Here is a 21203-nt window from a genome sequence, read left to right as displayed (position 1 = left end):
CCATTCGCTAATGCGAGTGACGAGGAGGTTTGTCTTTAGAGATAACTTTTAGGTGTAATGTGGCGGGCTCAAGGCAACCACCAGTCGAAAGTTGTCCAACAAGGCTTCTGTATATCTCCTGCCAAGGAGTTTGAGAGGCTGGAATGGAAGGCTTCCACTCTTCTCTGCGCGTTTGCATTTCTTCATCGGAAATTAAAAGATCAATTGACCGATCATTAAGATTAACTTTCAGTATGTCATTCGTTTTCAATAAAGCGATACCTCCCCCAACAGCAGCTTCAGGCGACATATTGAGAATTGAAGGGCTTGCAGATGTACCACTTTGACGACCATCACCAAGACAAGGCAATGAAGAAACACCTTTCTTCATCAGCTCTGTAGGTGGGTCCATGTTTACAACTTCAGCACTTCCTGGATAACCAACAGTACCCGCACCTCGAACAACAAGAATACAACGCTCATCTATATCTAAAGAAGGATCATTAATTCGAGCATGATAGTCTTCTGGTCCTTCAAACACGATTGCACGCGCTTCAAAACTATTTTCAGACCCAGGATCAGAAAGGTAAGTTTTCTTAAAAGCATCACCAACAACTGACATTTTTATAATCGCACTTTCGAAGAAGTTACCACTCAAAACAATGAAGCCAGATTTATGCTTTAATGGCTTTTCATAACTATAAATTACATCACGATTATTCGTTTCACTTGTGGTAGCTATTTCTCCAAGAGTCTTACCACTTACTGTTAAGCAATCATTATTTAGATAGTTTGCTTTTTGAAGCTCATGCAAAACAGACGGGACGCCACCTGCCCTATGGAATCCTTCTCCGAGATGTTTACCAGCCGGCATACAGTTAACAATAAGAGGTATATGCTCACCAAATTCTTGCCAGTCATCTAGAGATAAATCGATACCCATATGTCGGGCAATAGCGATTAAATGTGGTGGACAATTTGACGAAGCGCCGAGGGCTGATGCAACAGCAATAGCATTATGAAATGATTCTTTTGTCATGATGCTAGAAGGTTTTATATCTTGCAAAACCATCTCGCAGATACGACGACCTGTAGCGTATGCCATTTGACCACGTTCTCGATAAGGTGCAGGGATACTTGCACAGCCCGGTAACGACATACCTAAAGCTTCTGCAATGGCGTTCATCGAGAGGGCAGTTCCCATCGTATTACAGTGACCCACAGAAGGTGACGCCGCAGTTGTCAATTCCATGAAGCCTTCATAATCTATCTTACCTTTGGCAAGTAGCTTACGAGAGCTCCAAATGACCGTGCCGGAACCAATCAGCTCACCATCATGATAACCGTCTAGCATTGGGCCACCTGATAGCACAATTGATGGCAAATCAGTTGTTGCTGCAGCCATCAGGCAGGCTGGCGTTGTCTTGTCACAGCCAGTAGTCAAGACAACTCCATCTAAAGGATAACCGTGCAACACCTCTACCAACCCAAGGTACGCTAGGTTTCGGTCAAGTGCGGCAGTAGGCCTACGACTTTGCTCTGCAATTGGGTGTACCGGAAATTCCATGGGAATCCCACCAGCATCCCTAATGCCGTCTTTAATCCTCTGAGCGAGTTGAATGTGATGTCGATTACATGGCGTCAAGTCGCTTCCGGTTTGGGCGATGCCTATGATTGGCTTGCCTGATTGTAGCTCCTCTCTAGTCAAGCCTTGATTCATGTAGCGCTCAACATACAAAGCAGTCATATCTGCGTGTTCTGGATCATCAAACCATTGCTGACTTCTTAGTTTGAGGTTTTTATTATTCTGCATTTTTTACTTCCTGTTATTCTTATAAATTAAATGCTTTAGATACTATTTCTTTAACAAACCTCTATCTGACAGATTAGTAAGCAGAGCGTTGATACCAAATGTCCATGGCTGAACATTGTTGCTGTGAGAAGTAATATTGTTTAAAGCTCCTAATTTAGGATTACGGATTGAAACAAGATCATTTAATTGATGGGTAAAACCGCTACCGGGTTCGTGTCGGTCCTGTGTAGGAGAGAAAAGCGTCCCCAGAAACAAATAAAAGCCGTCTGGATATTGATGGTTTTTATTTAGAGTCTGACTAGCTAGATCTTGAGGTGTACGACTAATTTGATTCATTGATGATAAACCAGACATCAGGAAACCATCTGCACCCTTTACCTCTAGTGCGATTTCGGCATCAGCGACATCAGTTAAGGAAAAGCTTTCATCAAACAATCTAAGGAAAGGACCAATCGCACAAGATGCATTATTGTCCTTTGCTTTACTAAGAAGCAGTGCACTTCTTCCCTCAAAGTCTCTCAAGTTGACATCATTCCCTAGTGTTGCCCCCTGTATCTGTCCTTTGCTGTTAACAGCTAGAACCACCTCAGGTTCTGGGTTGTTCCATTCGGACTGAGGATGGACGCCGATAAAACTACCACTTCCCACCGCAGAAAGCACAGGGGCTTTAGTGAAAATCTCAGCATCAGGACCGATACCAACCTCTAGGTATTGCGACCACATTCCTTTTTCAATCAATAATTTTTTAAGATCACTCGCTTTCGATGAACCTGGCTCGATCGATTTAAGATTGTTTCCAACCACCTCAACCACTTGTTTTCTAATAGCTTCTGCTCTAGCTGGGTCACCCCCAGCCTGCTCTTCAATAACTCGCTCAATCATACTTGAAGCAAATGTAACGCCTGCAGCTTTGATCACCTGCAAATCTAGAGGCGCTAAAAGGTGTGGAGATGACGTGTTTGGTGATACATCTGTATTTTCCAACAGCTGAGATAGGCTACAGAGGTACTTTCCTTGTATACCCTTCACAGCTTGTGCAGGACTATCTAACTCAAGGAGCTCACTTAATGTGGGGTAGCTCTCTGAAATGTCGAATATTTCATTGTCTACTACTGCGATTGGGGATGGACCAGATGGGTTACCAGGAACCCACGCACGCCCAACTAAGCAGGCCTGTTCGTAATCAGCAGGCATTGTATTTTCAATCGTTAGAATCAAAGACATTTCATTTACTTCCTTTATTATTTTGGAATTAAATTAGAGCGACTTAGTGATAAAATCCAATGACAAATAGTAGATATGTGATAACTAATGGTTATCGCATCAAGGAGTAATCATGTCTGTATTCTCATTCGCCAGCTTTTGCAACTGGGTAAAATTTAAGCACTTAGTACTTTTGAGCTCATTAGGAAACACCAAAAATATGCACTTAACAGCTCAGCAGATGAACCTCAGTCAACCTGCTGTCAGTAAAATGCTTAAAGAAATTGAGGCGTTGGTTGGGTTTGAAATCTTTGAAAGACATGCTCGTAGTATGCCGCCAACAGACCTTGGTAAACATCTAATACACTTTGCAAACAAAATGCTTAACGATTCTGAAGGTTTTGTTGATCAGATAATTAGTTTACGAGATGGAGGATATGGCTACTTAAAAGTAGGAGGGATTTTTGCCGCCACATCTGCAGCATTACCTGAGGCAATTCTAGAGATTAAGCAGCGATACCCTCTTTTAAATGTAGAGGTAGTCGAACAGACAAGCGGTAACCTTATAAAGATGTTGGAGGATAGGACGCTTGATTTGGCAATAGGTCGATTCTCTGAACAAAACCAACAACCTAACTTTGATTACACTCCTTTAGCCCCCGAAAATTTTTGCCTTGTTGTGAATTCAACTCATCCTCTTAGCAAAAAGGCGTCGATATCTTTAGAGGATTTATTTGATTGGCCTTGGTTGTTATATCCAGAGGGGACGCCCATTAGGACTAGGATGGAAGAATCCTTTCATAACGCTGGCGTGTCTTTGCCAAAAAACACTGTTGTAACTATTTCGGTACAGACTTTCTTAGAGTTACTTCAGCGTGGCCCCATGATTGGCATGCTGCCTACTGTAATGGTTGACTCTCATTTGAAAAGTGGGGCTTTGAGTGTTTTACAAACGCCGCTTGAACTAATCCCGCAATACTACGGTATTTTAACAAGGAAAGGAGAAGACTTAGTCGGAGCAACACGGGAGTTCATGGACATTCTGCAACGAAATGCTTCTGACACAAAAGACCTTATTCAATAACCAGTGGTTATCAGTCAATCAAATTTAACCATTGGTAAGTAATCAAAAGGCAACATAAATTACCCAAAACAATAAAATAGTACGGGAAATTTATGTCTAAAGAACATGGAAAAAACTTTATCAATGGTAGCCGTAGCTCCGATGGGAATACGGTTATTAATAGCTATAGCGCGTTTAGTGGCGAGCCGCTAAACACAACATTTTTTCAAGCAACTCAGGCTGAGGTTGAGGCTGCCTGTGCCTCCGCAAATGAAGCCTTTTTTGAATTTTGTAACTTCAGTTCTTCTAAAAGAGCAAAATTTTTAAATTGTATTGCTGATGAACTTGATGCACTGGGTGACGATTTTGTTGAAATAGTGCATCAAGAAACTGCCCTCCCATATCCTCGAATTAACGGTGAGAAATCCCGTACTTCGAATCAATTAAGACTTTTTGCTGAACTACTTTCACGTGGTGATTTCTATGGCGCAAGAATAGATACCGGTGATCCGTCACGACAGCCTGCCCCAAAAGTTGATATCAGACAATATCAAATTGGTATTGGTCCAGTAGCGGTGTTTGGTGCAAGCAACTTCCCACTTGCATTTTCCACCGCTGGTGGCGATACAGCAGCAGCCCTAGCGGCTGGATGCCCAGTGGTATTCAAAGCGCATAGTGGACATATGAAGACTGCTGAAATAGTTGCGGAAGCGATCATTAATGCCGCACAAAAAACGGATATGCCATCAGGTGTATTTAATATGATTTTTGGCTCAGGGGTTGGCAAAGCCTTGGTTCAAAACCCTCACATAAAAGCTGTCGGCTTTACAGGGTCCCTTTCAGGCGGTAACGCAATTTGTAAAATGGCCTCAGAGCGTGCAGAACCAATCCCTGTTTTTGCTGAAATGAGTAGCATCAACCCTGTCATTCTTAATGAAGGTGCCATTAAAAATAGAGGTAAGCTCATTGCCAAGGAATTAGCGGACTCTGTTGTACTTGGTACAGGACAGTTTTGTACTAATCCAGGCTTAGTGATTGCTATCAAATCAGAAAGTTTTTCAAGTTTTATTGATGATTTATCGACTGAGATTTCTAACAAAGCAAGCTCAGTAATGCTTAATAAAGGCACACTTTCAAGTTATGTAAGTGGAATTGAAACCTTAGAAAAATATCATGGCATAGAGGTACTTTCACGAGGCCAAAGTCATGAAGGTCAAGCAACTCCCTACCTTTTTAAAGCCTCTTCAAAGCTTCTACTCGATAGTGACGAGCTTTTACAAGAAGAGGTGTTTGGACCAGCTACGGTTTTAATTGAAGCTCAAGATCGCAATGAATTGATTAAGTGTTTATCAGCTATGAGAGGTCAACTGACCGCAACTCTAATCAGCGAAGAAGACGAAATGGCAGCATCTAGTGATATTTTATCACTTCTTCAACATAAGGCCGGCCGAGTTCTAATCAATGGCTACCCAACAGGAGTAGAGGTATGTGACTCGATGGTTCACGGCGGCCCCTACCCAGCTACATCAGATTCTCGCGGAACCTCTGTAGGAACGTTGGCCATAGAACGTTTCCTCCGCCCTGTTTGCTTCCAAAACTATCCTGACCACTTATTGCCAGATGCTATAAAAAATTCTAATCCACTAAGAATCAATCGATTGATTAATGGATCTTTCACCAAAGACTCAATAAATCTTTAACCATAGGAAAATAATAATGAATGGAAAAAAGGTCTTAATTACTGGGGCAGGCCAAGGCATAGGCTTAGCAAGTGTTAAAGCATTTTTGGAAGCCGGAGCTGAAGTTATTGCAACAGATATAAATACTCAACAATTAGAAGACCTCCCAGGAGTACGTGCTTACTATTTAGATGTCACATCCGAATCAGATATAGAGTCTTTGAAAAAAAATGTTGGCAATGTGGATGTTATTTTCAACTGTGCTGGGTACGTGCATGCAGGCAACATTATGGAGTGTGATTTAGACGCATGGAACAAGTCCTTTGATTTAAATGTAACATCTATGTATCAAGTCATAAAAGCATTTATCCCTGGGATGCTGGAGCGTGGTCAAGGTTCAATTATCAATATGGCTTCGGTGGCTTCAAGTATTAAAGGAGTTCCCAACCGCCTTGCATACACTGCCAGTAAAGCTGCTGTCATCGGTCTTACCAAAGCTGTTGCAGCGGACTACATAAAAAATGGCATTCGCTGTAATGCAATCTGTCCTGGAACAGTTGACTCACCCTCATTACGTGACCGAATAGCTGATCAAGCGATTCAGCAAAACGCTTCTGAGGACATCGTTTTCCAACAATTTATTGACCGTCAACCTATGGGACGTATAGGTACAGCTGAAGAGATAGCAAAATTAGCTGTTTACCTTGGCTCTGATGATTCATCTTACACTACAGGCACGGTTCAAATCATTGATGGAGGAATGAGCGTTTAACGCTCATTCCTTCCAAGATTATTAGGAGTACATTTTGAAACTACTACGTTATGGTAAATCTGGTTTTGAAAAACCAGGCGTCCTAGATAATGAAGGAAATATTCGCGATCTTTCTTCAATCATTACCGATGTTGATGGAGCCAATATTTCAGACGAATCTATTCAAAAAATTAAAGAAGTGGAATTAGCCTCATTGCCTCTTGTAAACGCAAGTGAACGTATTGGTCCATGTGTTGGCAAAGTCGGTAAATTTATTTGTATTGGCCTTAACTACGCAGATCACGCAGCTGAAGCAGGAATGCCCGTTCCTTCAGAGCCAGTCGTATTTAACAAATGGACTAGCGCTATTGTAGGTCCAAACGATAATGTTGAGATTCCTAAAGGCTCAACAAAAACTGACTGGGAAGTTGAGTTAGGCGTTGTCATCGGTAAAAGTGGCCGCTATATATCAGAAGAAGATGCCATGAACCACGTTGCTGGTTACTGTATAATCAATGATGTTTCTGAGCGTGAATGGCAACTTGAGCGTGGGGGCAGCTGGGATAAAGGCAAAGGCTTTGATACCTTTGGACCGATTGGCCCTTGGCTAGTAACTCGTGATGAAATTACAGATCCGCACAACTTAAATTTATGGCTTGAAGTGGATGGTACGAAATACCAGGACGGTAACACTAATACCCTTATTTTCAATATTCCTCAGATTATTTCCTACTTGAGTAAATGTATGAGCTTACAAGCTGGCGATATCATTTCGACAGGCACACCTCCTGGTGTAGGTATGGGCATTAAGCCAGCTCCAGTATTCCTCAAACCTGGTCAAACCATGAAGCTGGGTATTGAGGGATTAGGCGTTCAGCAGCAAACTACACTTGCAGCAGAATAACTTTATAACTAGACAAGCTAACCAATTAGTTTGTCTACTTCCAATTTTTTTATTGGTTCTTTGTAGAAATTTAGTATGGCTGAACTGAAGTACCCGCATGGGACTGGCTGACAGCTTCGTGCAGCTTGCTCATCAACTGGCTGACGAAGTGGTGATTCCGCCAGACATTACCTGCTGTGGCTTTGCTGGCGACAAAGGCTTCTCGACTCCAGAGCTCAACGCCAGCGCCTTGAAAACCCTAGCCAAAGCCGTAGAAGGCTGCGAAGCGGTTTATTCAAACAGCCGCACCTGCGAGATTGGCTCAATCCTCAGCTTCCTAATCGCTTGAACATGTCATGTCGACACTATTGTTCATTTAGCAAATGCTACCAGATCAATATCTCACGGATATTTGCACATAAATGTTTTTGAGCAATTGACTCTGATATAGCGGTTACAAGATCAACATCTCGCGGATGTTTGCGCTTTAGCGCCGGAGCGAGAGTTGATCTGGTGACTGAGCTAACTATGAGTGGCTCCATTAAAGGTGAGTGAAAACCTTAAAGCATAAACGTCGAGTACAAGCCAAATCCGCAGACGATGAGCAGCGCCCAGCCAACGAATTGGAAGAAGACGGGTGTTTCGGCTTTTTGAATGCGGTTGTGGAGTTTTTGTCCGAAGACGTGACCGAGTAAGGCGCAAGGCAGTAACCAAAGTTGGTGGATGAGTTGTAGGTCGATGTCTGCGATGAGGAATGACACCATTTTGATCATCACGAGGATAAACCAAAGTACGAATAAGGTATCGCGTAGTTGGTGGCGCGGTACTTTGGTGGCGAAGACGGAGACGATGAGTGGCGCGCCGATTAAAGAGGTGCCGCTGACGTAACCACCAAGCATGAGGAAGATGGTGTCGAGGAATTTGTTATTGGTATAAAAGGGTTTATTCAATATGTAAGATACAGCGAAGACGGCGACGATGACAAAAATCACACCTGTGACTATGTTGCCAGGTAAGGTTAATAAGCCAAATACGCCAATCAGTTTGGGAATAATCATGATACTGAGAGCTTTTTTTAAATAACCCCAAGCGATGTTGCCTTGTGCTTCTTGTGACGTTTCGCCCCGCTCTGCTGCGAGTTTGGCTTGTTGCTTCGTGGTTCTCGACCCTTGCCAAGCAATCCAGCTGGAAAAGACTAAAAGGTGAATGGAAATAATCGGCAAAAATAACAGAGGGTCGTTTTTTACCAATAATAGGAAAGGCAAAGCGAGCACGGCACCGCCAAACCCTAAGCCACTACGAACAAAGCCGCTCCATATAAAAATGGCGCCAATTAAGGCGTATTGCCACCAAAATAAGTTTTCCATGATCGTCCTTAGTGCTTAGAAATGAGATTGAACTATTCGAGAAAAATTGTTGCGCGTTAGTGTAACCAAAGTTTTCTTTTTAGGCTAAGGGCTTGGGTGAAACCAGGTTTGTTGGTGAAGAAATTTGGTTAATTCATCTTTCAATAGTTTGGCTCTGGCAGACAAGCTACGTCGATATGGCCAGACTAAGAAAATTTCTCTATTTTGACCGCGCCATTCAGGCAATATCCGAACCAGTTCGCCCGTTTCAAGGGCACTTATCACCATACTCATAGGCATTAACGCAATTCCAGCGCCGGCTTTTGCTAGATTGAGCGTGATGGTCATATCGTTACTAATATGTCGGTGCTCTTTGTTGAGTGGATGAAGGTCACCTTGTTTATTTATTAGCAACCAGTCAGAAAAAATATGCGATGCAATGCTCGGCGCTGTTTGTAAGTCTTCTATTGTTTTAGGTAACAGGAAGGTGGCCTTTGGTGAGGCAACTAAGATAGGTTCAATATGCCCTAGTTTCTTTTGAATTAATGAAGAGCTTGGTTGATTCCCCGAGCGCAAGGCGATGTCTGCGCGGGTGTCTCTGATATCTTGAAGGGAGTTGCTAAGCTCGATATTTAATGCGATATCTGGGTACCGCTGAACAAATTCCTGCCAAAAGACGTTTAAGGATCCACTGCCCAAGTTTACTGGCGCGAGTACTTTTAAATCACCTTTTAGACTGTTTAGAGTGTGATCTAGGTTAGAAATACGTTGGTCTAAGGCATCGATAAATTCCGCGCATTCTTGGTAATAGCTTTCGCCCATGGTGGTGAGTGTGAGGCCTTTGGTTGAACGATGTAATAACTCGCAACCTAGCCTTTGCTCAAGGGCGCTGATACGACGAGATACTGTGGCGATGGTCATTTCAAGATGTTGTGCGGCCGCTGTCAGACTATGTTTGTTGGCGGCGGTTATAAAAATCTTTAGATCATCAAGCATTTTACAATATCGTAAATTTGTTTTTAAAAATTCAGTATATTTACAAATATTTTTGTTTGCTAGTATGACTATAAATAAATTGAGTCGTTTATCTACTTTTCGTCTGGGGCACTCTTTTTTAGAGATGACGATGAGTCAATGAGGAGAGAAATATGAAACACAGAGTTATTTTTGCACTTTTAATGTCGTTCACTTTGTCACTGTTTATGTCTGCATGGATCACCTTTGTGAATATTGGTGTACATCCAGATTTTGCTTCTTTCTGGATGCATGCTTGGGTATTGGCATGGCCTGTAGCTGGGGTTATTTCTTTTATCGCAGGACCATTTTTGCACGCCTTCGCTCATAAACTCGCTGCGAAAGTATAACGTTTGAAATAATACTGCGCAGCGTATGCGTATGAGGCCGCAAACAAAAAACCCGCTTGGCAGCGGGTTTTTTGTGTTTGAAACAAGGCTAAGCCTGTTCTACATCAGTAGAACTTATTTGCTTGGCTTTTCATCCCAAACGGTTAGGTCGATATCATCACGAATTTCTGGGTAGTCTTCTGAGTTGAAGACTGGCGTATGTGTTTTCAACTGATTGAAGTAGTCTTTGGTTAATTTCACTACCAGGCCAGATAACATCATAATGGCAATCAGGTTAATGGTTGCCATTAGCCCCATTGCTGCATCGGCTGCATTGAAGACCATCGCGACACTTTCATAAGCGCCCCACGGGATCATACCAAGAGCTAAGATACGAAGAATAAAAATTCCTGGTTTGTTTGCCCATTTTAGGTAAGTTAGCGCATTTTCTGCATAGCTGTAGTTACCAATAATGGAGGTAAACGCGAAGAAAAATATCGCAATAGCAACGAAGTATTGCCCTGCGCTGCCGATGTGAGTTGTCAACGCCGTTTGTGTTAAGGCAATGCCGGTTTGACCATTACCCAAAGCGCCAGATAGAAGAATCATCAAGGCGGTTGCTGTACAAATTAGTAGCGTATCGATGAATACACCAAGTGACTGTACCATGCCCTGAGATGCCGGATGGTGAGGGTTCGGTGTTGCTACGGCTGCGATGTTTGGTGCTGAGCCCATACCGGCTTCGTTCGAGAACAAACCACGTTTAATACCATTCAGCATCGCGCCTAATACACCGCCAGCGGCTTGTTCGATACCAAATGCACTTTTGAAAATTAATGCAAAAGCGGCTGGTACTTCGTCGATATTCATAACAATCACGTACAAAGCGACCAGAAGATAAAGAACGGCCATAAATGGTACGATTATTTCAGCAAAGCGAGCGATTTTCTTGATGCCACCGAAGATAACAATCGCTGCTAGCAACATGATAACGATGCCAGTCACACTGGTGTCGATACCAAATGCGCCTTCCATTGCGCCAGCAATCGAGTTGGCTTGAACCGCATTGAATACCAAACCAAAGGCCAAGATAAGCGCAAGTGAAAATACCGCGCCAGCCCAAGGGGCTTTTAAGCCTTTACTGATATAGAACGCTGGTCCACCACGTAGTTGACCATTTTGGTCGCGCATTTTGTAGAGCTGAGCCAAGGTGCTTTCTGCATAAGCGGTTGCCATACCAATAAGAGCAACAACCCACATCCAAAAAATGGCCCCTGGACCACCTAGATATAATGCGACAGCAACACCTGTCATGTTACCAGTGCCGACACGAGAAGCGAGACTAGTACAAAGTGCTTGGAAAGGTGATATGCCACCACGATCGGATTGCGGGGCTTTAAGAACAGTACGGATGAACTCTGGGAAACGACGGACCTGAATAAAACCTAGGCGTAAAGTAAAATATACGCCTACAGCTAGTAGTCCATAGATGAGGATATACCCCCAGAAAATAGTATTTAAAAAGTCTATGATGGCTGCCATGTAGGGCACTCCCTTTATTCGATAGGATTATCGCTTTATTGTTCGTGGGTTGAATATTAGAAGCACTTTTTCAGGTAAAAAAAGCACTCTAAGAAACGCGCAGAAGCTCGAAAAGTGTGCAAGGGTAGCGATTTTATGGAAAACCGCAAGGAAAAACCACATTTATGCACATAAAAAGTGCATGAATGTGGTTTGGCTTTAAGAGTGTTTTGTTGATCAGTCTAACTTGCTAAGTAGTTATGTCCTTGATTCAGCGATAAATAAATCTTGTTTCTCAACTCATTGGCTAGGCTTGTTGGTACGCTCTTGGTTGGATGACGTAAACTTATTCGTAACAGTAGATTTACCTGATCTGAGGACATTCCTAGTCTTTCCACGGCGGACCTAGGTAGTTGTTGATAATTCGTTCGAGATAAAAGTTTAAGCTCTTCTAGCCAATGGGCTTGTTCTCCTAAGGCGATACGAACTTGATCGCCGATAATGTCCATATCGCAATTTTGCTCCACCACAATCGAAATATCTCGCTCGGCTTTAGGTTGTCGCGAGACGGGCCGCCAAGGGGATAAATCGAGCATTTGTTGCTCAATCCGTGGATCTGGATCTCGAAGCAATCGAATGTCGGGAATGCCTTTGCGCAGCATCAGTATTCTATCCAATCCTAACCCAATGGCGACGCCTGTATAGTTATTGCTTGGCCAACCATTTCTGGTTAATAAGTCTGGGTCTATATTGCCACACTCGCCTACTTCAATAAGACTTTGATCGTCTACAGCGTCTAGCTGAATGCCATTTATGGTATAGGGGTGCGGTGATTTGGATTGCTGCACCACATGATTCGGTAACAAGGTTTTCATCAGCGCTGAAATGGATTCTTTCAGTATCTGATTGTCTTCTGCTTGATGTTTTGGCAATACAATCCAGATGTCCAATTGATGAGGTTCTGCGCAATGCCAGCGATCAATGCAGTCGCGACGATAAACCAATCCGTGACTGATTATCCCTACAGACTCTGGTCGTAGACTTTGCCAACTCTTTAACCAGGTTGGCACAGTACTGGATGTTTGCGTGCGTAGCATTAAGCTATTTGAAATATAGCGACTGTAGCGAGCGTCTCTTGATGCACCATCGGACGGATAACCGAGGGCGTCGTAGTTTTCGTAGACTGGCACGATAGGGTTAGCATTTACACGTTGTAAGTAACAAGGCCAAAGTGATGAAACTGCGGTTTCAGCTTCGCTAATGAGTTGCTGCATGGCGTGTATGCCATGGTAAGGGTTGCTCAGGTCGCGAAGAGACAGTGCGTGAAGTAATTGTTCGTGGGTTAGATAGTTGTGCGTAGACATAGTAAAGCTCCATAAATCCAAGATAAAAATTAGTGCAATGCTTTTGGATTCCTCCGAGTCAGGACTCGGAGAGAGCTTGTCTTTGAAAGGTTATTTCAGAAAGAGCAAAGCCGCCGCGTCCAGTTTAGGGACTCGGAGGCTGATAAATCGATGTGATCGTGCAATAAGATACGTCATGCTTTTGATACTAGCAGGCTCGATTAAGAGGGACAAGATCCTTTGATGCAGATATTGTCCCTGAGGCTAAAAAGCATCGGGAGCCTTGGGCTCTGAATAGTGCGCCGTTTGAATTGGGTCTTGCTCAATCGTGCCCCACTCTCTTTTTAAGGGCACAACGCCTGCCCAAACAGGCCAGTTGTTATCGGCTGGATCATCGATTGGTGGTTCTGCTCGGAATTTGACCGAGGCTTCGTCGATCTTGATGCGCACGACCCCAGTCGCTTTGATCTCTTGATCGTTGACTGGACGTAGTGTGTCCCAGCGGCCTGGACTGACTTTATCGAGGAAAAGTTTGAATTGGCGTACTTTTTCATCTTTATCGTCGATCAATTCCGGCACACCAAATAAGGTCACAGAGCGATAATTCACCGAATGGTGCATGGCGGAACGTGCTAACACTAAACCATCTAATAAACTTACGTTAATGCAGACCTTTTCTGGTTCATCAATTGGGCCTTTCACATTGCGCGCTTTAGAATGTGCGTGCCAGTAGAAATAGTCGCCTTCGCGCCAATGGCTGGTGGGCGTAACAAAGACTTGACCCTGTTTCGTTTGTCCGACGTGACACATTAGAGCAGCATCGATAATGCTGAATGCTAAATCTTTGTCATAAGAAGCGCGGTTTGGCCCTCTTTTTACTTTACTTAATGATGTTTCTTCTAATGACTGACTCATTAATTCTCTCCTTGTGTCTTAAAGTGTGTTTGGCTATAACAAGACTTTAGAAAAAACTGGCTTTTATAAAAATAGCCAGAATCAATATAAAAAAGCAGGCCAGATATGAAGCACGCTATTGCCAGTTTACGCCTTTCGCTTGATGACACTGGCGCTCCTTACTATCAACAACTGATGGCGCAACTCCAACAAGGTATTGTGTCTGGTGAGCTATCGGTTGGTGACAAATTACCTTCTTCGCGTTTTTTGGCTAGCTCGTTGGGGGTTTCTCGTAGTACTACGTCACGGGCTTATGATCAGTTGATCGCGGAAGGTATTTTAACCAGCGAAGCAAAGCGGGGTGTGTTTGTAGCCGCTTTACCTATGGTGAGTCATCGCTCGACAACACTATCTAGTTCTGCACCATTTTCTGTTAATAAAGCGCCGTCTAAGCGAGCATTTGATGCGGGTGCAGATGTGTCGGTGTTTCCTAACAAAGAATGGGCGGCAAGTATGCGACGTAGCTGGCTCAATCCAGATTTGGCTGTTTTAGAAGGCGGATATACTGCGGGTTATCCAGATTTAAAAGCCGCGATAGTGGACTATTTATATCGTGTTCGCGGTCTTGAGTGCTCGACAGAGCAAATTATTGTCACGGCAGGCAGTCGAGATTCGCTACTTTTATTGCAACATGCTATTGCGTTGCTGGGTGATGTTGATAGCTTGCCAATGAAGTGGTGGTTAGAAGAACCGACTTATCCGCCAATTCGTCAGGTTATACCTTCATCAGCCGAAGCGGGTCTTCTGTTAATTGATGAAAGTGGGCCATGTTTGCCTGATACTGAGCATGCTTCGAATGTGGCGGTTGTTACGCCAAATAGACAATATCCTCTAGGTATGAGCATCAGTGCGGCTCGACGACAACAATGGTTGCAAGCTTTACAGAATGGTTCCCCAAGCTGGTGGCTGATAGAAGATGATTACGACAATGAGTTTGTCTATCAGGGAAGAAGCAGCGTGCCTTTTATGCAAACCGCGAGTGTGCATAGCCAAACCCGAGATCGAGTGTTCTTTGTTGGGAGTTTTTCTAAAGTGCTGTTTCGTGGTTTGCGGCTTGGCTTTATTGTTGCACCGACGAAACATATCGAAACATTGCATAAAAGTCAGCGAGTGTTGGGGACGTCTGCTTCTTTACCAATACAGCCTGCTGTTGCGGATTTTATGCTGCAAGGTCATTTTGATCGCCATGTAAATCGCATGCGTCGCCATTATCGACTTAAACGAGATGTTCTATTAGTGCTATTAGAGCGTCATTTAACGACTTGGTTTGAATGGAAAAAGCCTCATGGTGGCATGCATGTGTTGATTGAGCTCAAGCCTAATTTTGTTCCTAAAAAGCAAACAGAAATGGCTTTGGATCAGTTGATAACTCAAGAAGTTAACCTTGAAGGCGTGCGGCTGTTCCCTTTGTCTGGTCATTATGTATACGGCCGAAAAGAGCCTAATAATAGTCGGTTTGGTTTTTTGTTGGGGTTTAGTGGTCCAAAAGAGGAAGAAATGACGTATATAGTGAACATTCTTCAGAAATGGTTGAGCGAGAATTTGGTAGAAAAGAAGCCTTACCAATTGTAAGGAAAATGTCTTAGAACAGTGTTAATCTTAGCGCTTGCGGGCGATACCAGTAGAATTTTCTCAAGACGAGAATGTTAATTTTTCTAAAAAGACCGTGAAGCAAACAGGAACAAAGGCTAAACTAGACTTTGTGTGGCTGTATAAATTTTGCTATATTTCGCACACTTAAATTCGTATGAAGCGAGTAAAAGCGGCTTTTACACTTTTGTTTTTATGAATCGGATGGGTAAATTGAACAAATTTCAAGACATTCTGCAGCATTATGTGCATTCGGTATCCAGCGTCTTGGCGGATTCTTTACGCCCTGCTGTCGCCGTGTCTTGCTTGTTTTTAAGTTTTTTTGTCCTGATTAGCGCTCCTTTCTCTGTTAATAACCCAAATGTTATTAATATCGACCTTATTCCTAATGCGGGGCTAGTTACTAGCATCGTATTTATAACTCTATTATTGGTTAGTTATTGGTCCGTTATGACCAATATCAACCCCGCTCGCCAGAAATTGGCCTTCTCTTTATTCCATGTGTTTGCTCCGAATGAGCAACCTAGTCGTGCTGAGGCACGGTGCATGATGAGATGTGGAGCTCCCCTTTTCAGATTTAGGTGATCCAAAAAAGCCATTGCTACGTTAATTATATTAACTAGGTAATGGTCTTTGTGCTGTTTTCAGTGTGGTGATCTTTACTGAAATACCCGGTATTTGCCGGATTTTCGTTCTGTTACCTGATTGTCAGGTAGCAGTTTTGTGAACATAAGGGTTAGAGGATGATTCTCTTGTTAACTCGTATCCTAAGTAAAGTCGCTTTGGCGCTAATGGTGGGCTTGCTCGCCGGTTGTCAGGGTGGTGTGCTCGATCCTAAAGGGCAGGTCGGTATTGAAGAGAAGCAACTAATTATTGTTGCCACTCTGTTGATGCTACTTGTTGTGATTCCTGTCATCTTCATGACACTGTATTTCGCTTGGAAATATCGTGAAGGTCGTGACGAAATCTATGAACCAAAATGGTCGCACTCCACAAAAATTGAAACCATTGTTTGGGTTATTCCAATTGTCATCGTCATCATTCTTGGTGTGATTACATGGAAATCGACTCATGCACTAGATCCTTATAAGCCGTTGAAATCGGATAAAGATCATATCAACGTTCAGGTCGTTTCGATGAACTGGAAGTGGTTATTTATCTATCCGGATCTTGGTATTGCTTCTGTGAACGAGCTGAGATTCCCAGCAAACGTTCCTGTTGCTTTCCAGATTTCTTCTGAAGGCACAATGAACTCATTCTTCATCCCTCAATTGGGTAGCCAAATATACTCAATGGCAGGCATGGTGACTAAGCTTCACTTAATCGCAAATGAGCCTGGTACTTTTAAAGGTATCTCTTCGAACTACAGTGGACCTGGTTTTAGCAACATGAAGTTCAATGCGATCGCTACGCCAACAGAAGCTGATTTTGATGCTTGGGTAGAAGGTGTTAAAGCCGGTTCTCATGACGTTATTAATAATGGCGTATTGAATCAAGTCTCCTATGACAAGCTTGCTGAATATGATGCCGATCCTCATCACAAGCATGAAGCAACTCCAGTTCAGTATTACAACTCAATTGAACCAGGTATTTTCACGGACAACGTTATGAAGTTCATGAAGGACCATGGTCAAGTTGAATTGCTGAAAGGAACTTCATTTGAACCTAAAATGATTCACGACGGTTCTGATCATGGTGAGATGAATCATGGTGAGATGAATCATGGTGAAATGAACCACGAAGCATCTGAACACTCATCTCACGAGATGCACATGGAGGCAGATAAATAATGTCTATTCTAGGTAAATTATCTTTAGATGCGATTCCATTCCATGAGCCAATCTTGATTGCGACATTTAGTGCCGTTGCTCTTGGTGGATTGGTACTTGCATTCTTACTGATTAAGTACAATTTGCTTGGTACTTTGTGGAACAACTGGCTAACGTCAGTTGACCATAAGCGCCTTGGCGTTATGTACATAGTACTTGCACTTATCATGCTACTCCGTGGTTTCGCGGATGCTGTCATGATGCGTTTGCAGTTAGCTTTGTCTACGAATGGTGGAGAAGGTTACTTACCTCCTCATCACTATGACCAAGTCTTTACGGCTCACGGTGTTATCATGATCATCTTTATGGCGATGCCATTCATGATCGGTCTGATGAACATTGTGTTGCCTTTGCAGATTGGTGCTCGTGACGTTGCGTTCCCTTTCCTAAACAACCTTAGCTTCTGGCTAACGGCTGGTGGTGCGATTCTAGTTAACATTTCCCTATTCGTAGGTGAATTTGCTAAGACTGGTTGGGTGGCTTATCCGCCATTAGCTGGCTTGCAATTCAGTCCGGATGTGGGGGTTGATTACTACATATGGGCGCTGCAGATATCAGGGATAGGTACGACCTTAACTGCTGTTAACTTCTTGGCAACAGTGTTTAAAATGCGTGCTCCTGGCATGAAATTGATGGATATGCCGATCTTTACTTGGACCTGTACTTGGGCCAATATTTTGATCGCTGCATCATTCCCAATTTTGACTGTTACACTTGCTCTACTAACTCTTGACCGTTACCTAGACTTCCACTTCTTTACGAATGATGGCGGTGGTAACTCAATGATGTATATCAACTTGTTCTGGGCATGGGGTCACCCTGAAGTGTACATTCTTGTACTTCCAGCATTTGGTATCTTCTCTGAAGTTGTATCTACCTTCACTGGTAAGCGCTTGTTTGGTCATAAATCTATGATCTGGGCAAGTGGTGCGATTTCCATTCTTGGTTTCATCGTATGGCTTCACCATTTCTTTACCATGGGTTCCAGCGCTAACGTAAACGCCTTCTTCGGTATGGCTACTATGGTTATTGCGGTTCCGACGGGTGTGAAACTATTTAACTGGTTGTTCACTATGTACCGCGGTCGTCTTCGTGTGACTGTGCCGGTTCTATGGACTCTTGGTTTCATGGTGACTTTCACTATCGGTGGTATGACTGGTGTCCTACTTGCTGTACCAGGTGCTGACTATGTATTGCATAACAGTTTGTTCCTGATTGCCCATTTCCATAACACCATTATTGGTGGTGCGGTATTTGGTTATCTAGCTGGTTTTGTTTTCTGGTTCCCGAAAGTAATGGGCTTCACACTTAATGAAAAATTAGGTAAGACTGCTTTCTGGTGTTGGTTGATTGGTTTCTTCTTAGCCTTTATGCCTTTGTATGTTCTAGGCTTCTTGGGTATGACGCGCCGTCTAAACCATACAGACAATCCTGATTGGAACATTTGGTTGTACATCGCTTTGGTTGGTGCATTTGTCATCATGGCCGGTATTATCAGCCAGTTGCTACAATTGTACGTCAGCTTCCGTGATCGTAAGGATAATATGGATACGACTGGTGATCCATGGAATGCGCACACGCTTGAGTGGGCGACGTCTTCTCCACCACAATCTTATAACTTTGCGGTTATTCCAACGGTTTCTGATATCGATGCGTTTACCGATATGAAAGAGAAGGGTGAAGCCTATGTTCGTAAGGACAGCTATGCACCTATTCACATGCCTAAAAACACAGCTTCAGGTATGTTGGTTTCTGGTTGCGTAACGGTAATGGGCTTTGCATTGATCTGGCACATTTGGTGGTTAGCGGCGCTTGGTTTGTTCGGTAGCTTTGTATTCCTTGTTATCCGAGCTTACACCAAAGATGTTGATTACTACGTTCAACCAGATGAAGTTGCTCGTACCGAAAATGCGTATCTAGATAGCGTGGCTAAGGGGTAATCATGAGCACGACACATATGAATACACACGACGCTCACGACGAGCATCACGACCACGATCCAGCACCACATAATGTGTTTGGGTTCTGGCTATATCTAATGACGGACTGTTTGTTGTTCGCCACCATTTTTGCTACTTACGCTGTGCTCTTTATGAACACAGCAGGTGGTGTTTCTGGTAAAGATATTTTCGAGTTGGATTTCGTTCTAGTTGAAACCGCACTACTACTTATTTCAAGTATTACGTACGGTTTCTCGATGATCTGTGCGCACAAAAAAGACAAAAAAGGCACCCTATCTTGGTTGTCTGTTACGTTTCTTTTGGGTGCTGGCTTTATCGCAATGGAAATCTACGAATTCCATCATTTGATTGTTCATGGAAACGGTCCTCAAGCAAGTGCGTTCTTGTCTGCCTTCTTTACCCTTGTGGGTACTCACGGCTTACACGTAACCGCTGGTTTGATCTGGATGGCGATCCTTATGATTGAATTGATTGTATCTGGTTTTGGTAGCCGAACTGTCACTCGCTTAAGCTGCTTAAGCTTGTTCTGGCATTTCTTGGATGTTATCTGGATTTGTGTTTTCACCGTTGTTTATCTGATGGGGGCGATCTAATGAGCGATCATTCTTCTGAAGCGCATTCACACGGTAGCGTGAAGTCATACCTAACAGGGTTTATCTGGTCCGTAATTTTGACGGGTATTCCATTTTGGATGGTAATGACAGAGGCGTTTGATAAGGGTCCAACTTATATAACAATCATCTTGTTAGCGATTGTTCAGATTTTTGTTCATTTGAAGTATTTCCTTCATTTGAACTTCTCTACTGATCAAGGCAAGTTAGACGCTTATTCTTTCTTGTTTGCTTTGATGATTATTGTGATGGTTGTCGCGTTATCCGTATGGATTATCTTCGCTTCCAACGCAATGATGATGTAAGCAGAGTCATTTGATGATTATGCGGACTTCTTTCATTACAAGTTTTTCTATTATAAGTAATGTGTGTCCGATGGGAGCCTATAAAGATGTTTAAGCGTTATCTTCAGGTAACAAAGCCTGGCATCATTATGGGCAACCTAATCTCTGTTGCGGGGGGCTTCTTTTTGGCCTCTCGTGGCGAGATTGATTGGATTCTTATGCTAGCGACAGTCGTTGGTTTGTCGTTGGTGGTTGCTTCTGGCTGTGCCATTAACAACTATGTTGATAGAGATATTGATGCAAAAATGCAGCGTACGCGTAACCGCGTGACGGTGAATGGTGAGATGTCTGGTAAAGCAGCATTTTTCCACGGTATTGTATTAGGTGTCATTGGTTTTGCTTTGTTGGCGTTTTTCACGAATTGGGTTGCGGTTGCTTTTGCCGTGTTCGGTTATGTGGTCTACGTCGGTTTATACACATTGTATTTCAAGCGCAAGTCTGTCTACGGGACTTTTGTTGGCAGCTTATCTGGTGCGGTTCCACCGGTTGTGGGCTACTGTGCCGCAGCGGGTCAGTTTGATGCTGGTGCCGCTATTTTGCTTACAATGTTTTGTATCTGGCAAATGCCGCATTCCTATGCAATCGCTATTTTTCGCTATAAAGATTACGAAGCGGCAGGGATTCCTGTCTTGCCTGTGTCACAAGGTATCGCAAAAGCAAAACGCCATATAATTCTACATATTGCTGCTTTTGCAGTCGTCGCAGCACTTTTACCGCTGACTGGCTATGTTGGAATTGGCTTTATGGTTGTTGCTCTGGCTACCAGTCTTTGGTGGTTAGCTATGGCGTTACGAGGCTACCGTCCGGGTATTGATGTAAATGGATGGGCACGACAAGTGTTCTTCTTTTCCATCATTACGGTAACGGCTCTTAGTGTGACCATGGCATTGGATTTTAATGAAGTTTCTCCTAACTTATTGGTGTTTGCTGCCCATTAATCCATGCTTATCAAAACGGGCTTTTTAGCCCGTTTTTTATTTCCCTCCTGTG

At 43.3% G+C, this 21203-nt stretch carries 20 protein-coding genes; 13 read left to right on the top strand and 7 right to left on the bottom strand.

What is annotated here, in order from left to right; all coding sequences use genetic code 11:
• Positions 1–7 precede the first annotated feature (7 nt).
• Together DFP80_RS02260 and DFP80_RS02255 are read right to left on the bottom strand one after the other, a co-directional pair.
• Positions 8–1792: an IlvD/Edd family dehydratase gene (locus DFP80_RS02260; protein WP_113915198.1), complete on the bottom strand. Its 1785-nt coding sequence runs from the start codon at positions 1790–1792 to the stop codon at positions 8–10.
• A 42-nt stretch (positions 1793–1834) separates the two neighbouring features.
• Positions 1835–3016: a fumarylacetoacetate hydrolase family protein gene (locus tag DFP80_RS02255; protein ID WP_113915197.1), complete on the bottom strand. Its 1182-nt coding sequence runs from the start codon at positions 3014–3016 to the stop codon at positions 1835–1837.
• 112 nt (positions 3017–3128) lie between these two features.
• On the opposite strand from DFP80_RS02255, the gene DFP80_RS02250 reads away from it, so the two are divergent.
• From DFP80_RS02250 to DFP80_RS02230, 5 genes are all read left to right on the top strand, one after another.
• Positions 3129–4079, top strand: coding sequence for a LysR family transcriptional regulator (locus DFP80_RS02250; protein ID WP_113915196.1), 951 nt, complete (start codon positions 3129–3131; stop codon positions 4077–4079).
• A gap of 92 nt (positions 4080–4171) precedes the next feature.
• Positions 4172–5758: an aldehyde dehydrogenase (NADP(+)) gene (locus DFP80_RS02245; protein ID WP_113915195.1), complete on the top strand. Its 1587-nt coding sequence runs from the start codon at positions 4172–4174 to the stop codon at positions 5756–5758.
• A gap of 16 nt (positions 5759–5774) precedes the next feature.
• On the top strand, positions 5775–6509 hold the full coding sequence (locus DFP80_RS02240) for an SDR family oxidoreductase (protein ID WP_113915194.1): 735 nt from the start codon (positions 5775–5777) through the stop codon (positions 6507–6509).
• Positions 6510–6543: 34 nt separating this feature from the next.
• The gene (locus DFP80_RS02235) at positions 6544–7392 is read left to right on the top strand and encodes a fumarylacetoacetate hydrolase family protein (RefSeq protein WP_113915193.1); all 849 of its coding nucleotides are present in this window, start codon (positions 6544–6546) and stop codon (positions 7390–7392) included.
• 97 nt (positions 7393–7489) lie between these two features.
• Entirely contained in the window at positions 7490–7720 is a 231-nt protein-coding gene (locus tag DFP80_RS02230) for a hypothetical protein (RefSeq protein ID WP_241560165.1), read from the top strand.
• Positions 7721–7931: 211 nt separating this feature from the next.
• Here DFP80_RS02230 and DFP80_RS02225 read toward each other — a convergent pair whose 3' ends face one another.
• Complete coding sequence (locus DFP80_RS02225) at positions 7932–8738, bottom strand: sulfite exporter TauE/SafE family protein (RefSeq protein WP_113915192.1); 807 nt, start codon at positions 8736–8738, stop codon at positions 7932–7934.
• 84 nt (positions 8739–8822) lie between these two features.
• The gene (locus DFP80_RS02220) at positions 8823–9713 is read right to left on the bottom strand and encodes a LysR family transcriptional regulator (protein WP_113915191.1); all 891 of its coding nucleotides are present in this window, start codon (positions 9711–9713) and stop codon (positions 8823–8825) included.
• A 152-nt stretch (positions 9714–9865) separates the two neighbouring features.
• On the opposite strand from DFP80_RS02220, the gene DFP80_RS02215 reads away from it, so the two are divergent.
• On the top strand, positions 9866–10081 hold the full coding sequence (locus DFP80_RS02215; protein ID WP_113915190.1) for a DUF2798 domain-containing protein: 216 nt from the start codon (positions 9866–9868) through the stop codon (positions 10079–10081).
• A 114-nt stretch (positions 10082–10195) separates the two neighbouring features.
• Here DFP80_RS02215 and DFP80_RS02210 read toward each other — a convergent pair whose 3' ends face one another.
• The 3 genes from DFP80_RS02210 to DFP80_RS02200 all read right to left on the bottom strand — a co-directional run bounded on the left by DFP80_RS02210 (position 10196) and on the right by DFP80_RS02200 (position 13839).
• Positions 10196–11602: an alanine/glycine:cation symporter family protein gene (locus DFP80_RS02210; RefSeq protein WP_113915189.1), complete on the bottom strand. Its 1407-nt coding sequence runs from the start codon at positions 11600–11602 to the stop codon at positions 10196–10198.
• Positions 11603–11823: 221 nt separating this feature from the next.
• Entirely contained in the window at positions 11824–12945 is a 1122-nt protein-coding gene (gene srmL, locus DFP80_RS02205) for a PheS-related mystery ligase SrmL (protein ID WP_113915188.1), read from the bottom strand.
• A 243-nt stretch (positions 12946–13188) separates the two neighbouring features.
• The gene (locus DFP80_RS02200; protein WP_113915187.1) at positions 13189–13839 is read right to left on the bottom strand and encodes a pyridoxamine 5'-phosphate oxidase family protein; all 651 of its coding nucleotides are present in this window, start codon (positions 13837–13839) and stop codon (positions 13189–13191) included.
• 105 nt (positions 13840–13944) lie between these two features.
• On the opposite strand from DFP80_RS02200, the gene pdxR reads away from it, so the two are divergent.
• From pdxR to cyoE, 7 genes are all read left to right on the top strand, one after another.
• On the top strand, positions 13945–15450 hold the full coding sequence (pdxR, locus tag DFP80_RS02195; protein ID WP_113915186.1) for a MocR-like pyridoxine biosynthesis transcription factor PdxR: 1506 nt from the start codon (positions 13945–13947) through the stop codon (positions 15448–15450).
• Positions 15451–15681: 231 nt separating this feature from the next.
• The gene (locus DFP80_RS20565; RefSeq protein ID WP_147243832.1) at positions 15682–16053 is read left to right on the top strand and encodes a hypothetical protein; all 372 of its coding nucleotides are present in this window, start codon (positions 15682–15684) and stop codon (positions 16051–16053) included.
• A 158-nt stretch (positions 16054–16211) separates the two neighbouring features.
• On the top strand, positions 16212–17258 hold the full coding sequence (gene cyoA, locus DFP80_RS02190) for a ubiquinol oxidase subunit II (RefSeq protein ID WP_113915185.1): 1047 nt from the start codon (positions 16212–16214) through the stop codon (positions 17256–17258).
• On the top strand, positions 17258–19237 hold the full coding sequence (gene cyoB, locus DFP80_RS02185) for a cytochrome o ubiquinol oxidase subunit I (RefSeq protein ID WP_113915184.1): 1980 nt from the start codon (positions 17258–17260) through the stop codon (positions 19235–19237). Before cyoA ends, cyoB begins: the two co-directional genes overlap by 1 nt.
• A 2-nt stretch (positions 19238–19239) precedes the next feature.
• Positions 19240–19851, top strand: a complete 612-nt coding sequence (cyoC, locus tag DFP80_RS02180; protein ID WP_113915183.1) for a cytochrome o ubiquinol oxidase subunit III — start codon at positions 19240–19242, stop codon at positions 19849–19851.
• On the top strand, positions 19851–20174 hold the full coding sequence (gene cyoD / locus DFP80_RS02175; protein ID WP_113915182.1) for a cytochrome o ubiquinol oxidase subunit IV: 324 nt from the start codon (positions 19851–19853) through the stop codon (positions 20172–20174). Before cyoC ends, cyoD begins: the two co-directional genes overlap by 1 nt.
• A gap of 86 nt (positions 20175–20260) precedes the next feature.
• On the top strand, positions 20261–21151 hold the full coding sequence (cyoE, locus tag DFP80_RS02170; RefSeq protein WP_113915181.1) for a heme o synthase: 891 nt from the start codon (positions 20261–20263) through the stop codon (positions 21149–21151).
• Positions 21152–21203: the final 52 nt, after the last annotated feature.

Source organism: Marinomonas rhizomae (assembly GCF_003315485.1).
Lineage (GTDB): Bacteria > Pseudomonadota > Gammaproteobacteria > Pseudomonadales > Marinomonadaceae > Marinomonas > Marinomonas rhizomae.
This window is presented reverse-complemented; position numbering and strand designations above follow the sequence as displayed.

Excerpts from the sequence above, each read along its gene's own strand:
- DFP80_RS02210 (WP_113915189.1), bottom strand. The coding sequence starts at position 11,602 with ATGGCAGCCATCATAGACTTTTTAAATACTATTTTCTGGGGGTATATC.
- DFP80_RS02255 (WP_113915197.1), bottom strand. The coding sequence starts at position 3,016 with ATGTCTTTGATTCTAACGATTGAAAATACAATGCCTGCTGATTACGAA.
- cyoA (WP_113915185.1), top strand. The coding sequence starts at position 16,212 with ATGATTCTCTTGTTAACTCGTATCCTAAGTAAAGTCGCTTTGGCGCTA.
- DFP80_RS02230 (WP_241560165.1), top strand. The coding sequence starts at position 7,490 with ATGGGACTGGCTGACAGCTTCGTGCAGCTTGCTCATCAACTGGCTGAC.
- DFP80_RS02240 (WP_113915194.1), top strand. The coding sequence starts at position 5,775 with ATGAATGGAAAAAAGGTCTTAATTACTGGGGCAGGCCAAGGCATAGGC.
- cyoE (WP_113915181.1), top strand. The coding sequence starts at position 20,261 with ATGTTTAAGCGTTATCTTCAGGTAACAAAGCCTGGCATCATTATGGGC.
- DFP80_RS02225 (WP_113915192.1), bottom strand. The coding sequence starts at position 8,738 with ATGGAAAACTTATTTTGGTGGCAATACGCCTTAATTGGCGCCATTTTT.
- DFP80_RS02245 (WP_113915195.1), top strand. The coding sequence starts at position 4,172 with ATGTCTAAAGAACATGGAAAAAACTTTATCAATGGTAGCCGTAGCTCC.
- DFP80_RS02250 (WP_113915196.1), top strand. The coding sequence starts at position 3,129 with ATGTCTGTATTCTCATTCGCCAGCTTTTGCAACTGGGTAAAATTTAAG.
- cyoB (WP_113915184.1), top strand. The coding sequence starts at position 17,258 with ATGTCTATTCTAGGTAAATTATCTTTAGATGCGATTCCATTCCATGAG.
- cyoD (WP_113915182.1), top strand. The coding sequence starts at position 19,851 with ATGAGCGATCATTCTTCTGAAGCGCATTCACACGGTAGCGTGAAGTCA.
- cyoC (WP_113915183.1), top strand. The coding sequence starts at position 19,240 with ATGAGCACGACACATATGAATACACACGACGCTCACGACGAGCATCAC.
- DFP80_RS02200 (WP_113915187.1), bottom strand. The coding sequence starts at position 13,839 with ATGAGTCAGTCATTAGAAGAAACATCATTAAGTAAAGTAAAAAGAGGG.
- DFP80_RS02260 (WP_113915198.1), bottom strand. The coding sequence starts at position 1,792 with ATGCAGAATAATAAAAACCTCAAACTAAGAAGTCAGCAATGGTTTGAT.
- srmL (WP_113915188.1), bottom strand. The coding sequence starts at position 12,945 with ATGTCTACGCACAACTATCTAACCCACGAACAATTACTTCACGCACTG.
- pdxR (WP_113915186.1), top strand. The coding sequence starts at position 13,945 with ATGAAGCACGCTATTGCCAGTTTACGCCTTTCGCTTGATGACACTGGC.
- DFP80_RS02215 (WP_113915190.1), top strand. The coding sequence starts at position 9,866 with ATGAAACACAGAGTTATTTTTGCACTTTTAATGTCGTTCACTTTGTCA.
- DFP80_RS02220 (WP_113915191.1), bottom strand. The coding sequence starts at position 9,713 with ATGCTTGATGATCTAAAGATTTTTATAACCGCCGCCAACAAACATAGT.